Raw genomic sequence first — 14392 nt, 5'->3', positions numbered from 1 at the left:
ATGTGGAAAACAACAATAGCCTTACTTTCAGTTTTCATGCTCAACAGCTGCGCTAATTACGGCCAGCTTTCATATGTTGCAAAACTTCCCAAAAAACTTAAAGAGAATTCAGGCATGATTACCCTGAATGACTCTTTGGTCTGGTTGATTGAGGACCATGGCAACGAGAATGAAATTTATCAAGTAGATTTCAAAGGAAATTTGGTTCGTGAATTAAAGGTGAAAAATGCCCATAATGAAGACTGGGAAGATTTGACAAAGGATTTAAACAAGAATATATTTATTGGGGATTTTGGGAATAACGACAACAAAAGAAAGGACCTAACAATTTACAAGATACCCAATCCCGAAATCACCAAGGACAAAAAAACTGAGGCGGAGAAAATCAAATTCAGTTATCCCAATCAAAAAGAATTTCCTCCTTCTGCAGCCGAAATGAATTTTGATGCGGAAGCTTTCTTTCATCATAATGATGCACTTTACATCATCTCCAAAAACAGGACGAAACCTTTTACCGGAGTAGCCTCTATCTATAAAGTACCGGCAACTCCAGGGGAGTACAAAGCCGAATTCATCGGTGAATTCATTACCTGCAAACAAGAAGGGGAATGCAGGGTCACTGCTGCCGATATTTCGCCCGATGGATCTACCATTGCCTTATTGGGATATGGCAAGTTATGGTTGTTCTCTGCCTTTGAATGGGACGATTTTTCAAAGGGAAAAATGAAAACCATCGACCTTGGAATCTCGACCCAATTGGAATCAGTAAGCTTTTTGGATAATGCAACTTTATTGCTTTCCGATGAAGTTAGGGATGACACCGGAGGAAACCTCTATACCATTAAAATTTCAAAATAAAATTATGGAGGTCAGTAGCTAGTTACTTATTGAATTTTGCAAATTTTGTGCTGAATGTCAGGTTGAGCGCAGTCGAAACCTATTTGTTGTGACCAAAAAGTTCTCGACTGCGCTCGAACGGACAGATAGGCGTTTTCTAAACATTAATTGCCAATATCCTATGATTTTGTTTTGGAAAGTATTTATCTACTGACCGCTATAAAAATATATTAGCACATCGATTCTTAACCCCTAAGACTTAAAATCCAAAACCAAGTCCGAAGGTAAAGCGGGCACCATCATCACTGTCGAACAAGGCAAAGGTCAAGGACATTATATCCGAAGCATTCAAGAAAAACCCTCCTCCATAGGAGGTATGCCAGGTGTTCGAATCGAAATCGGGCATCCATACGCGGCCATAATCAAAACCTCCATAAATTCCCATATTCACAGGCAAAAGCCCTGTTCGCATACGTTTAAAGCTATATCTTAAATCCGTATTTTGATAGAATGATTTTTTACCGGAAAACCTTTGGTTCCTATATCCACGTAATCCATCTACCCCTCCAATACTAGCCGCTTGATAAAATTCGAATGCGTCACCCAAATTAAAATAGGCCTTCCATTTTGTCCCTAAAACCAATTTACCACTAGGGACCAGTTTGTAATCGAAAGACAGACTGGGAACCACATAACCAAAACTTTGATCCGCATCAGCTGTATTGGTTTTATACCCTACCAATAATGAGGTTGACATTCCCATCGTGGGAAAGGCAATATTGTCGGTGTTCGAAAAAGAATAGGCTACATCTGCCCCTATGAAATTCTTATGGTTTTCTTCACCGCTGGCCACATAAAAAGTGTTGATATACCTATCCCTGGTTTCTTCGACCTCCAAGCTTTCGTAATTGACCCCAATGCTGAATTTAGCCCCTAAATCACCCCGCCAAACCAAGGAAGGACTCAATTGTATGGTCTGCAATTTCACTCGGTTATAATCGCGACCCAAGTCATCATCGAAATTTTCGGTTTCGTTGCCCCAGCCAAAGAAATTGATACTGTAATTGGGACTGGTAAACTTTGTATCAATGACAAAGCTAGCTTTACCGAGTACATGGGCGAATTCCCCCTTATATCCAAAATCATATCCTTGGGTCGCAAAATAATAGGCTGCCTTAAAGGTATGTTGATTTGTAAATGGGTGTTGTTGAAACCCGTTAAAGGTATATATATCGGTAAACCCGATTTTGAGTCCGTCATCAGGATTGGAACCTATAGTGGGTATAATCTGATTCGTACTCTTTTTATAGTTTATGGGTTGGTAGGTATTGGTCTCATACTCGTTGGTCAGTCGCAACTTGGCAGCCCCTACTTCCTTAAAGGTGTTCTTTTTCGCTTTCTGATCGTAGATATATACCTTTTTACTGTTGTTCACCAGGTAAACATCATTATTCTGACCACCGACCAATCGTACTTTTATGGCCCCTGTTTTTCCTACCACCTCAAATTGATCATCATCATCCAGACCATAAATCCACACCTCCTTGGTAATCTTTGGATCAAAGTCCTTTTTAAAAAAAACTTCTGATTTTTCCCCTTTCTTAATACGTTGCCCAACCACTTGGACAAGGCCATTCGATCTTTCGGTAATTGTAAAATAATCATCCTTGTCGGTACCTATTACCATGGCATACTTATTAAGTAAGTCGTAATATTCAGTAGCTGTTATGGACAGATTCGCCTTCCGGGCCAATAATACTCTTTTGATTCTTACAAGGTTCGTATCACGTACGGCCTCCGGAAAAGCCTTGAACGCCCTATCAATGACCTCCCCTGTTATTTTATCTTGTATAAAACGCGCCTGTTTTAACCATTGTTCACTAGTAGTCTCCGATAAAAGCACCTTATCCAAGGCATGGGCTTTGGGCGACCCATTAAATCCCTTGACACTTCGTATTTCCTCATTAAAACCCTCCATAAGTGTAAGTCCCGGTACAATACGGGTCAACAGGTTCATCAACGGACCATCACCCATTATCGAAAAGACCTGGTCGCGATCTCTGGGCACAGGCCTATAAATAACCTTTCCCTTTTCTTTATCCTTAAAACGGGCCCATCGCCATTGGTCGGTATGCCTATCCCAATCCCCAATCATCATATCGAACAATCTTGCCTTTATATAGGCTTCCTCATCGACTTGGTATTTTTCATCCTTCCTGAGGTTTTTCAGCATATCGTCAGTACTATCCATTGAATTGGAATAACCAAAGCTTTTTTGGTCTCCATGGCCATCGTCAGTACGTTCCTCGATCATATATAGCTCATCGCCAAATTCATCGGTGTAATCTTTTATCGCTTCCTGCTTTGGAATGTAATAAAGTTTTGGATTGGTATGGTAAATACCAACCGCATCAGACAATTCGCCTACCGTAAATGGCGCATATGGATGTGCCCCCGTATAAAAGTCCTCCAAAATACTTTCGGTAAAGGTGCCTTCAAATTCACCAACCACATATTGCTCTTTAAAAGCCATGGCCTGTAGATATATTTCAGCACTTTTTCTCAAGGCCCTCATTACATATTCCCGGCCCTTTTGATCGACCAATCTCAGGGATCGCGACTGGTGCCCTCCACCTTTTCTCTTAACGGTCAACCCTCCAAATAACGTGTCCAAGTCCACAGTAGGGGCCGTGACTTTCTTCGCATACACATCGCGGTATCGTTCACCCCATATTGTCTTAAACAACTTACTTTTATCAACTTCCTCCTCGGTATAGACCGAAGCTTGTACTTCCGCAGGAAATGTTTTGGGGTAAACATGGCTTACGGTTCTCTTATCCGAAGGCAATACCTCTGTGCTAAAGAGAAACGCTTCTTCCCCATTGGCACCTACCCCGTAATATTTAATTCTTGAAGACCCATCGCTATAGACCTCTAAAATAGCATAACCCATTTGCCCTGTAGAGAACTTGCTACCATTGATCAAACGGGTAGCACCTTCCTTGGCCCCTGCCCCACTCACTATCTGGGGGGTATTATCCTCTACGATGTATTGTAAGGTGTGCTCATGGCCAGAAGCCAAGATCACCTTCTCGGAGTATTGTGCAAGGGTGACAATACGTTTTCTAAGTTCCCTATAATTTTTATTGTTAAGATCTTCTGGGGCTCCCGTTGTCTTACGCAACAGATTGATCAAGCTTCCGATAATCGGCAATGGCAATTTATTTCCTAAGGGAAATAATTGTTTTTTAAGGGAAAACTGTCCGCCATGGTGGCCATAACTGAACATAGGATGGTGTAGGGCGATAAGGGTGGTCTTATCCGCATTTTTTTTAATCAACCCCTCTAACTCCTCAAAGAACTTTTCCCTATCCTTTATTTCACAATTATCATTTATGGTAGGGTTCTTATCCCAATTGGCAAGGTACCATTCCGTATCAATGGCGATGACAACGACATTATCATTTATATCTATCTTTTGAATGGCACAACCATCCTCCGGAAAAAACACGTCCTTACTATCAAGGTTTTTCTCAATAAACTTTTGTTCCCTTTCCAACCCTCTAACACCTTCATTGTACCAATCATGGTTTCCTGGAATAAAAATGGGACTCCCCTTAAAACCCTCCAAGGTGTTCAACTGGGCCATAATGTTGTTTTTGGCCTTAAGGTAAGCTGTTGTGGAATCTTTCTTATGTGGCATTCCTGCCGGGTAAATGTTGTCTCCCAAAAAAATAGCAGTGCTATTGGCACTAGCCTGCCCCAATCTGTCCTTAAAAAGTTTAAGGGCCGGATTCATATCCCCCATAGGCGACTGACCTGCATCGCCAATTAAATAAAAGGTATGGGAAACCTCCTTTGCCACAGGTATAGCTTCCTTGCCAGGTTCGTCGGCATATTTAGGTTTATAAGTAGCACAACTGCTCGCTATCAAAAACAAAGTGATCAGAAAGTAATATTTATGCATATTAAATCAAGTGAAATCTAATTTTTGTAATTTGGCTTACCATTAAATGCTATATATGTCGGATATAATCGAGAAAACTAAATCTTTTGTTACAGGTTTATTGACTAGTAAGTTAGACCCCAACTATTTGTACCATAATCTAACCCATACCCGACGAGTCGTTAAAAGTACTAAAGAAATCCTAGATTCCCTCAACCTTGAAGACAAAGAGGCCGAGCCCCTGATCCTAGCTGCATGGTTGCATGATACCGGCTATACAGAGGGTGGTGAGGACCATGAGGAAAAAAGTGTTGCCATTGCTGGGGAATTCCTTGAAAAACAAGGATATGACAAGGAAGTGACCCAAGAAATCGGCAGCCTCATCCTAGCCACAAAAAGAGACCATATACCAACAAACCTTAAAGAGGAAATAATAAGGGATGCAGATGCCTCCCATTTTGCACAGAACAGTTATATGGAAACCTGTGAATTATTACGGGAAGAGTTGGCTCTATTGGGGATTGCCAAGTATAGCCAAAAAAATTGGATCAAAACCAACATAATGCTTTTGGGAAATGAGCATGGATATTATACCGATTATGCCAAAGAGCATTGGCAGCCCGGTAAGGACAAAAACCTCAAACGACTGAATAAGGAATATAAATCGATTAAGACTATTGCGAAAAAAGAAGCCCTGAAGGCCAAATTTAAAAGTGAAAGTCCAGATCGCGGCATACAAACGTTATTCAGGGTTACGTTAAAAAACCACTTAACTTTGAGTGACATTGCCGATACCAAAGCGAATATCCTTCTCTCGGTAAACGCCATTATTATCTCCATGGCCTTATCGAACTTAATTCCCAAGCTTGATAATCCTTCCAACCATTATTTGATCATCCCTACCGTAATTTTTGTTTTTTTCTCTGTAGCATCGATGATTTTAGCCGTATTGGCCACCAGACCCAATGTAACAAGCGGTGAATTCACAAAGGAAGATGTGGTCAACAAAAAAGTGAACCTCCTGTTCTTTGGTAATTTCCACAAAATGAAATTATCGGAATATGAATGGGCCATCAATGAATTGGTCAAAGACAAGGATTATATCTACTCTAGTTTAACCAAGGACCTGTATTACTTGGGATTGGTCTTGAACCGCAAATACAAGATTTTACGTTGGACGTACACCATCTTTATGATCGGCACCCTAGTTTCGGTCATAGCCTTTGCTGTTTCTTTTCAACTTTACGGAACAAAATAAGGCATGTTGGGGAGCAACCTTGGATTAAGCCCTCAACTCATCCATTAAATCATCGTAGGTATATGTTTTTCCGTCCCCACTATCTTGCTTATAAAGAATTTCGGCACGTATTGCCTTAAGTCCGGTCACACCCTGTAAACCTTCCAGTTCAACGATTTCTATATTATTGGTGAAATATCCTTTCGCCTTTAGGAAGCCTATATATCTCAGATATTCCAATTCCTCCTTTTTCTGTGAATACACGATGGAGAGCTTTCCACTTTGCGTTAAACGTTCACTGGTACCCTTGATATAGGATTTGTCAATACGTTTCTTAATGACCTCATAACGGGCATTGTACGTCCCATCCACATCAAAACGTTTCTCATCCAAACGGAAACGTATCGAAAGTGAGGTACTATATACCAATAAAAGTGACGCCACATCCAAAGGAACCGCTAATTTTGATTTTAGCCTATAGTGGGTATTTTCCATATCGCACATTACCTGTAATTGCCATAATCGCAGGTTGTTTAAATACAGGGTGTTGAACGGTAACTGACCAGCAATGGATTGCCCCACATACATATTGTGCTCAACCCCATCGGTTTTATACCGTTCAAAGTAATGGGGAAACATCGCTTGGGCATCTTCTTGTTTCTTATCGATGACCGAAGCAAGTTTCTTATTGATCATCATTACACTATCATCATATTTTTTACGATGATTGTAATAGGTCTCGGTTTTGGAATCAATCGCATCTTCATAAGCCAAGATCATCTTTTCCAATTGTTCATCCGAACTTTTCAAATAATCGAAAATCGGGATAACTTCTACTTTTATAAAATCAAATATGGCCTGCTCACTATTGGTATTCAGAACTTCCTCGATTTCTTCCAATAGATTGTTGATCCTAAAAATCAACTCTTCATAAATGGGCAACTTTTGCTTTTCCCAAGCTACCGTCATTATCTTATTGATTTTCGAAAGTTGGATGATCAAATCTTTCTGAATGGACAAATTCCTGGCCTTTGAGGAATCCTTGATGTCTATTTGGCCATATAAGGGATGTACATCCTTAAATACGATATCATTAAAAGAAGGCTGTTTTCCATCGAATTCATCCCAAATAAACCGTTTCGCCTGTTCTTTGAACTTCCAATATACCGATGGGTGTACCGTGGTACATTCCTTTTGGATGACGGCATCTATCAAATTCTCCTCCTCAGCCGCTGAGCGCATTACCGCGGTAACGATAAAGGGCATTATATCCCCTAATTTTTGGGCATTAACGCTATTTAGTGCATTGACCTTGGTAGAAACCAATTCTAAAATACCCAAAAGCTTGTCTCCATTCGAAATGGGTGCAAAAATGGCACTTTTAATACCTTGCTCCTTTAGACTTTTTGCGGGGAGTTCCCCGCCGCACATTTCATAATACTTATCTACATTGGCAACCGTAAAGTAATCGTGTTGGTCCAACAGCTTACTGTATGACCTTTGGCACAATGCGGCGGAACAGGTTTCCATCATTTTATCATGCAGCAAATAACTGGTCATTTCCTTACTGTGGAGTTTTTCAAATAAATCCTCATCCGGATTATAACCCACAAACCCCACTTTTAAATCCTTCATATTAAAGAATGACCTAAAAACTTCCTGAAGATTTTCGATGAAATTATCACTGACTCTTTTATCCCTTGAAATAAGACCGGATTTGATCTCGGAAATGGAATATTCAGTGGTGGCATCGAACATATTTGAAATCACAAATCCCCTAGCGATAAAACTGCCTGGAGGAATCTTATCCTTCCACACCGCTACATTATCGAAATTATCCAATAATTCATCAACATCTTCCTGGGTAAGATCTTTAGCCTTCTCGGTAGGAATCAATTCCATAAAATCGGCATTATAAAGAATGCGATAATGTTTCATTACCCCATTTTCATCAGGAATGTCATAAAAAAGCGGCCGTTTAAAATCGAGGTTGAAACCGTAATAGAAACTTAAGATTATGGTACATCCCATAATATAGGTAAGATGTTCAGGAACCCCTCGCGCCTTCAATTCAAAATCATCCCCGGCCGCTTCCAATATTTTCTTAAATCGTTGGGAGCCGCTAAAGATCAAATCGTAATAAGGTAAGGAAGCAACCTTGATCTCGTTTTGGGTCAATACCTCAGAGAAGGAATCCTGCAAAATAATCTCTATGACCTTCTCATATTTCTTAAGCAAGGAAGGGTCCTTAAAACCTTCCCGAAGTTCAGGATATGGCGCCTGTGCCTCTAAAACGTATTTGGCTTTGGAAGCTAAATACTCGTCCTTGCTTTCCGCCATTCGATCATACACTTCCAACAATTTGTTGAAACTGATCAAACGGTCTAAAGGAAATTCATCATCGTAAAATTGTCCCATACACAAGCTTTGTCTCCAATGGACCTACAAAATTACAAAATACTAAACGATTTTTATCTTGCCAACCCTACGTCATTCCCTGTTTTTTAGGATATTTATAGAAATTTCAGGCATGTCATCGAATTTTAGATTATCAAGAGCTTATACGAATGCTAAAGTGGTCCCGTTTGACGACACTTCAAAATTCATTCTTTTTAGTGATTGCCATAGGGGCGACAATAGTTTTGCCGATGAATTTGCCAACAATAGAAACATTTATTTCCATGCTTTAAGGCATTATTACGACAACGGCTTTGAATACTGTGAGATTGGCGATGGGGATGAACTTTGGGAAAACCTTTCCTTCGAACCTATTTTTGAAGCCCATAAGAACGTTTTTCAACTGCTACGCAAATTCCACCTCGAAGACCGTTTACACATGCTATGGGGAAACCACGATATGGTCTATAAGGATGAAGCCTATGTAAAAAAGAATCTTTCGAGTTATTTTGAACCAATTGACAACAAGGACAAGGATCTATTCGAAGGCATTAAATATCATGAAGGGGTCATCTTAAAACACAGAGACACCCAACAGGAACTCTTTTTAACCCACGGACACCAAGCCGATTGGTGGAATTACACGTTTTGGAGATGGGGTCGTTTTTTGGTAAGGGTATTATGGAAACCTCTACAAGTATGGGGCATTGCCGACCCAACGAGCCCAGCAAGAAACTACAAGGAATTGATCAAGGTAGAAAGACGTATTAAGAAATGGATATTGAAGAACCAATTAATGATCACTATCGTCGGACATACCCACAGGCCTCGATTTCCTGAACCCGGTGATATTCCTTTTTTCAATGATGGCAGTTGTGTCCATCCTCGTAGTATTACGGGAATCGAAATAGAAAACGGGACGATATCCCTTATAAAATGGCAAATTGCCACCAAGAATGATGGCACTTTGCAAGTTGTACGTATACTGCTGGAAGGGCCTCAAAAACTAATCGATTATCAAATAGCTTTAGAAGAATAACCCTTCCAACAGTTCCGTATTGTTATTGGGGGAACTTATTTACACTCTATTGGTCAGCCAACTTAAAGTTAACCGGAATACTGTAAGGTACGGTCACCGCCCTACCCCTTTGCATTCCTGGGGTCATTTTTGGCAAGGATGATACGATCCTACTAGCTTCTTTTTCCAATCCTGGATCTGGACCACGGGTTCTGATGGCATCAATATATCCTTTGGAGTTTATGGCGAATTGTACGAATACCCTTCCTTGGATACCCATTTCAGCAGCCACTTGTGGATATCTGAATTCCTTTTTAATATGTTCCTGGATTTTTTGTTGGAAACATGCTTTACGTTCTGCATTTCCTTTGGCGCTTTCACAACCGGGAAATATAGGTACATTCTCAATAATGGCAAAGGGAACTGAAATCTCTTCCTCTTCCTCACCTACTTCAACATCATCAACCTCAACAACTTCCTCAATTACTTGATCCTGGCTAGACTCGGTACTTTCGATGACTGTCTCTTCGATTTCCGCAGCATCTTCCACGATTTCAATAATTTCCGGCGCTGATGGTGGTGGTGGTGGTGGTGGTGTTTTGATCTGTTCTGTAATAGGAACATCTTCCTTCAAATCCTCTACCACATTTAACATTTCAACTATCTTGTCTTGTTTTGGGTATGATTTAAATTCCAGAGCCCTCCAAGTGAGAAATAGGACTAAGGTTAAGCCTATGACAAAGTAGAGGCCACTATTTTTATTTAAATCGGCACTAGGGTTCTTCTTTACTTGCATGACATTTGTTTTATGAATTACCCAAAAGTACGATCATTATTGAGGTCTAAATATGATATTTATCAGTTTCAAGCTAATTTTTTTTTTGAATTCATGATCATTTTGATTTTTTTTAAGGATGTGTGAATTATAAGGGGGAACTACTGACAAATCAATCAATAAAAGACATAAAAAGACACCGGATTTTAAGAATTCCTTATCATAATCCCCATTAAATCAACGATTATTAATTCCTTTCCAGCCTAATCGATAAAAAAGAGAAAATTCCAAAAAAGAATGAATAAGAAATTTCAAACCGTATTCATGGTCGTACAAAAAAAACAAATCCATCGTTCTGCAGCCCTAATTCCATAGACGCTGACAAGGGGCAAAGGGTCATTCTCCATAGCACGTTACGGATAGCAAAATAGAAAATAAAAAAAGCGGACCCCAGGGGCCCGCTTACATCCAATTCAACAAATGTAATGAAAACATTACTCGATCCCTACATGGGAGCAAGTAGCGCTTCATCAAAGTCAATTCCTTCTATATCTTTTAATTTTCCCTGCTCAGGGTCCCATTCAATGCGTCTTCCCAATTTATAGGATAGTCCTGCCATATGTGATGAAATCGCCTCTTCAAAGCCTTCTTTTACGCCACAACTCACCTTTCCACCGTTACGGCTAGTACTCAACCACTCCCTCAAGTGCAAAAAGGTGGAATCTACCCGTGCACCATTGATATAAGTCCACATCAACCCTTTATCGGCAAAGTATTGGGAGGTTGCCGAAGCTACCCCGTCGGGAGTCGAAGCCCCAGGATTATATTGATAAATCGGCACGTCAGGATTCATTTTTCCAGATTCGATCATATCGGCATAACGCGTTGACCGTCCATCGGGCCAAATGGTGAGTTGGTTCCCCAGTTCCAGGGTACCATCATGCCCCATTAAAATGGTTGGCCGGCTAAAACCATTGCCTAAGGTTGCACTGTACACAAAAGTCATTCCTTTTTCCTTCCCTTTAGGCTGGCTACTTCCTGTACTGAAATTGGGATATTCCATGTTCACTTGCAATACATCGGGAACGTTTCTCCCATCCCTATGGGTATAGATTCCCCCAGAGGTCATGACTGAATTGGGTATACCCATATTCAAAACACAGTTCAATCGATCATAATCGTGGGACAAAAGATCACCTGAAAGGCCTGAACCATAGGCCCACCATTTACGCCATCTAAAAAAATGGTTCTTGTTAAAGGGGATTTTCGGCGCAGAACCCAAAAACATGTCCCAATCAATAGTCTGCGGACTGGCATCGGGATGAATTTCATACATCCAAGCGCCATTATCATCATTACGATTCGTATTGGTCTGTATCAATGATACATGTCCGATGGTTCCTTTGTGGATAATATCCTTGGCTGTCTGGAAACTCAAGGTTTGTCTATGTTGGTGACCTACCTGTAACACGGCTTTGGAGTTCATGGCCACATCGCGTAAACGATAGGTTTCCGAAACATTGTGCGTCATGGGTTTTTCAACATATACGTGTATATCGTTCTCCAAGGCATCTATGGCCATTGGTGCATGCCAATGATCTGGGGTGGCAATCACCACAGCATCGACCTTACCTGAACGGATCATCTCTTGATGGGTTCTAAAACGCTCCATCTTATTATCGGGCGTATTAAAGGATTTTAAGGCCTTATTCGCTCGGTAATCGAAAATATCACAGATTCCTGCCAAATGCACATTCAATTTGTCTTGGGACTCAAAATCGGACAGAGCCGTATGTTTGGGGTCTTCCTGTGCTGCCAAGCGCATCTCCTCTTTCCATTCCTCCGTGGCAAAACCCAGGGCCCGGCAAAGCTGTTCCCCCCGAATTCCAAAACCAATTATACCCACACGAATGGGTTCACCCCCAATACCCGGTACGGCTGAAGGTAAGGATGGTTGTATGTTCAATTGTTCCAAAATGGCGGAACGTTCCTTTTTCTTGGCCACGCTACTGGCTGCACCGGCCCACCAAACCGCTCCCATTAGCGGAATACCTCCTAAACCCTTTAATGCGTCTCTTCTTGTAAATTTCATCTGTAGATCTTTAATGCTTTTAAGTGTTACATATATTTCGACACACATCCCATTCAACCTTTCGGCTTCTTAGGATGAAGCGTATTACATTTATATCAATTTGCCTGGGACAGTGTTTCTTTTTTATGGAACAAGCGCTGTAACCCAAAATAGTGGGAAGTTGGTATTTGATAAATCACCAAACAGGCGACAAGCTCAATCAAGTTCTTGTTTACGAACCAATAACTGCCCTCTACATTCACCTGTGCTACCCACGGAAATGAAGGATGCGCCAAATAGTACAAAGCCAATAATAAGGCCGCCACGATAGCACCCCATTTCTCAAAAATGCCCAACAACAAGGTAAGGCCCACAAAAACCAATGCTATCATATTGCCCCAATCGGCCACACCAATAATCGAATCACCCGTCATCCAAATAAAAAAGGAACGGAAAGGACCCTGCGCTGAGGCAAGGTATCCAAATGAAGTCCAATCAGGATTGTATAATTTTATGATGCCTTCATAAAGAAAGTGCCATCCGATGAAAAGCCGTAAGAGCACCATACTATTCGTTAAAAACTTTTCATTTCTAATTTTTACCATACCCAGAAGATGTAAATAGGTTATACGTTTGGTTAGTCCTAAAGAAATTTAGACCCATAAAAATACCGAAATTACCAGATAAACACAGTAATAAACATGATTTTTGTCAGGTTTGATTGCTGGTTTTAAGACCCATGGATAACTTAAAAACACGAAATTGCTTAAAATCATTATTTTAGCGCATATTTGCCTAAACACTATACCATGAAAAAAGTCTCCCTCTTCGCCCTTATGGGCCTATTGTTTATTTCCTGTTGGAAGGACAAAAGTCCTGAAGACCTAATTCGCCTTAAAGAACAGTTCAAATCACAGGTCAAGGATTTTGAAAGAAAAAAGGAAAATGCGAACAAGAATGTAAACAAAGGGCTAGAAACCTTAAATGCCTTAAAAAGTGCCTTGGAGGACACTAAAAATGAAGATAAGGAATTCGCCAAAGTCTATGGTGATTGGGAAAAAGTAAACAAAAGGGTAGAAAACCTTAATAAGGAATATGAGGATTTAAAGGAAAAGGCTTCGAACCTTTTTACCGCTATGGAGACACAGACCAATAGCCTAAGTGATGAGACTGCCAAAAAAACCCTTTTAAAGGCGATAAATAAGGCCCGTACCAAATACAATGGAACCTTGGCCAATACATCAAAGGCTATTGACAAACTGAAACTATTACATGGGGATGCCGTAGAAGTGGTAAAAGCCTTGGAAGTGGCTGCAGCCCTTAACTCCTTTGACAACATCAACGATCAGATGAAAAGTATTGAAGGCCGCGTCGATGGTATTATGCAGGAGCTGAACGTTGCCGTGGTTGAAAGCAAAAAACTATACGAGAAAAAAATTAACGAATTGGGCGTATAAAACCCAACAACATTCACCAACCCGTTCCTTTCTTGATTATTGGAAATCTATTCCCCAATAAGGGTATCCAATGTATTGCGTATTTTTTGGCTGTTCCAATCCGTCGCCCCTTGCTCCTTGACCACCACCTTACCGGTTTTATCAATGACATAATTTGTGGGAATGGTGCGTTCCAATAGTTCTGCCGGGGTCTCCATCCTTGGTAGTACGACTGGAAAATCAAATTCCTTTTTGTTCAAAAAAGTTTGGATAACATCGGGATCCTCATGGGTGATCAACACAAAATCGACCTTATCCCCATAATCGTCATACAATTTTTGGATACTAGGGAGTTCGGCCCTACATGGAGGACACCAGGTGGCCCAATAACTCAAAAATGTTACCTTCCCCTTTCCTATCCCAACATCTGCCGGAGCACCCTCCAGGGTAGCCAATCGATATGTAAAAGGTTCTAACTGGGTTTGTTCGTCCTCATCCATGGCAGTTGGGGAGAACAATGCCACACGGATTTTACTTATGCCTTCCTGTATGGGCATACGGGTTTGGGGAATGATCATTAAGATGATCAAAACCCCGAAAACAATCGTACTGAAACTGGGTTTCTTCTTTTTCATGGGAAACAAATTTAATCAATGTTGAACATAAAATCCACAG

10 protein-coding genes are annotated in these 14392 nt (G+C 40.7%); 4 read left to right on the top strand and 6 right to left on the bottom strand.

The window, feature by feature from the left end; translation table 11 throughout:
* Window positions 1-858 carry a hypothetical protein gene (locus tag LX92_RS03285; protein ID WP_109648825.1) on the top strand — a complete coding sequence of 286 codons (858 nt, stop codon included), beginning with the start codon at window positions 1-3 and terminating at the stop codon, window positions 856-858.
* A 238-nt stretch (window positions 859-1096) separates the two neighbouring features.
* Here LX92_RS03285 and LX92_RS03280 read toward each other — a convergent pair whose 3' ends face one another.
* The gene (locus tag LX92_RS03280; protein ID WP_109648824.1) at window positions 1097-4804 is read right to left on the bottom strand and encodes a metallophosphoesterase; all 3708 of its coding nucleotides are present in this window, start codon (window positions 4802-4804) and stop codon (window positions 1097-1099) included.
* 55 nt (window positions 4805-4859) lie between these two features.
* Between LX92_RS03280 and LX92_RS03275 the strand changes: the two genes are divergently transcribed.
* Entirely contained in the window at window positions 4860-6041 is a 1182-nt protein-coding gene (locus LX92_RS03275) for a Pycsar system effector family protein (RefSeq protein WP_109648823.1), read from the top strand.
* Window positions 6042-6065: 24 nt separating this feature from the next.
* Here LX92_RS03275 and LX92_RS03270 read toward each other — a convergent pair whose 3' ends face one another.
* Window positions 6066-8438, bottom strand: coding sequence for a GAF domain-containing protein (locus tag LX92_RS03270; protein ID WP_109648822.1), 2373 nt, complete (start codon window positions 8436-8438; stop codon window positions 6066-6068).
* 112 nt (window positions 8439-8550) lie between these two features.
* Between LX92_RS03270 and LX92_RS03265 the strand changes: the two genes are divergently transcribed.
* Window positions 8551-9456: a metallophosphoesterase family protein gene (locus LX92_RS03265; protein ID WP_109648821.1), complete on the top strand. Its 906-nt coding sequence runs from the start codon at window positions 8551-8553 to the stop codon at window positions 9454-9456.
* Between the two features lie 46 nt (window positions 9457-9502).
* On the opposite strand, the gene LX92_RS03260 is transcribed toward LX92_RS03265, so the two are convergent.
* The 3 genes from LX92_RS03260 to LX92_RS03250 form a co-directional block, all read right to left on the bottom strand.
* Entirely contained in the window at window positions 9503-10231 is a 729-nt protein-coding gene (locus tag LX92_RS03260; RefSeq protein WP_109648820.1) for an energy transducer TonB, read from the bottom strand.
* A gap of 484 nt (window positions 10232-10715) precedes the next feature.
* On the bottom strand, window positions 10716-12302 hold the full coding sequence (locus tag LX92_RS03255; protein ID WP_109648819.1) for a Gfo/Idh/MocA family protein: 1587 nt from the start codon (window positions 12300-12302) through the stop codon (window positions 10716-10718).
* 95 nt (window positions 12303-12397) lie between these two features.
* Window positions 12398-12886, bottom strand: coding sequence for a DoxX family membrane protein (locus LX92_RS03250; RefSeq protein WP_109648818.1), 489 nt, complete (start codon window positions 12884-12886; stop codon window positions 12398-12400).
* A 204-nt stretch (window positions 12887-13090) separates the two neighbouring features.
* Here LX92_RS03250 and LX92_RS03245 point away from each other — a divergent pair, with 204 nt between their 5' ends.
* Window positions 13091-13738 (top strand): hypothetical protein, encoded by a 648-nt coding sequence (locus LX92_RS03245; RefSeq protein WP_109648817.1) that lies wholly within the window; start codon window positions 13091-13093, stop codon window positions 13736-13738.
* Between the two features lie 47 nt (window positions 13739-13785).
* On the opposite strand, the gene LX92_RS03240 is transcribed toward LX92_RS03245, so the two are convergent.
* Window positions 13786-14352: a TlpA family protein disulfide reductase gene (locus LX92_RS03240; RefSeq protein ID WP_109648816.1), complete on the bottom strand. Its 567-nt coding sequence runs from the start codon at window positions 14350-14352 to the stop codon at window positions 13786-13788.
* Window positions 14353-14392: the final 40 nt, after the last annotated feature.

Source organism: Maribacter polysiphoniae (genome assembly GCF_003148665.1).
In the GTDB taxonomy this organism is placed as follows: domain Bacteria; phylum Bacteroidota; class Bacteroidia; order Flavobacteriales; family Flavobacteriaceae; genus Maribacter_A; species Maribacter_A polysiphoniae.
Note: the sequence above shows the minus strand (reverse complement) of the source record. Positions and strands in the feature narration are given on the sequence as shown.

What these genes read in the sequence shown, in the direction of transcription:
- LX92_RS03280 (WP_109648824.1), bottom strand. Translation starts at nt 4,804, where the DNA reads ATGCATAAATATTACTTTCTGATCACTTTGTTTTTGATAGCGAGCAGT.
- LX92_RS03240 (WP_109648816.1), bottom strand. Translation starts at nt 14,352, where the DNA reads ATGAAAAAGAAGAAACCCAGTTTCAGTACGATTGTTTTCGGGGTTTTG.
- LX92_RS03275 (WP_109648823.1), top strand. Translation starts at nt 4,860, where the DNA reads ATGTCGGATATAATCGAGAAAACTAAATCTTTTGTTACAGGTTTATTG.
- LX92_RS03285 (WP_109648825.1), top strand. Translation starts at nt 1, where the DNA reads ATGTGGAAAACAACAATAGCCTTACTTTCAGTTTTCATGCTCAACAGC.
- LX92_RS03270 (WP_109648822.1), bottom strand. Translation starts at nt 8,438, where the DNA reads ATGGGACAATTTTACGATGATGAATTTCCTTTAGACCGTTTGATCAGT.
- LX92_RS03245 (WP_109648817.1), top strand. Translation starts at nt 13,091, where the DNA reads ATGAAAAAAGTCTCCCTCTTCGCCCTTATGGGCCTATTGTTTATTTCC.
- LX92_RS03265 (WP_109648821.1), top strand. Translation starts at nt 8,551, where the DNA reads ATGTCATCGAATTTTAGATTATCAAGAGCTTATACGAATGCTAAAGTG.
- LX92_RS03255 (WP_109648819.1), bottom strand. Translation starts at nt 12,302, where the DNA reads ATGAAATTTACAAGAAGAGACGCATTAAAGGGTTTAGGAGGTATTCCG.
- LX92_RS03250 (WP_109648818.1), bottom strand. Translation starts at nt 12,886, where the DNA reads ATGGTAAAAATTAGAAATGAAAAGTTTTTAACGAATAGTATGGTGCTC.
- LX92_RS03260 (WP_109648820.1), bottom strand. Translation starts at nt 10,231, where the DNA reads ATGCAAGTAAAGAAGAACCCTAGTGCCGATTTAAATAAAAATAGTGGC.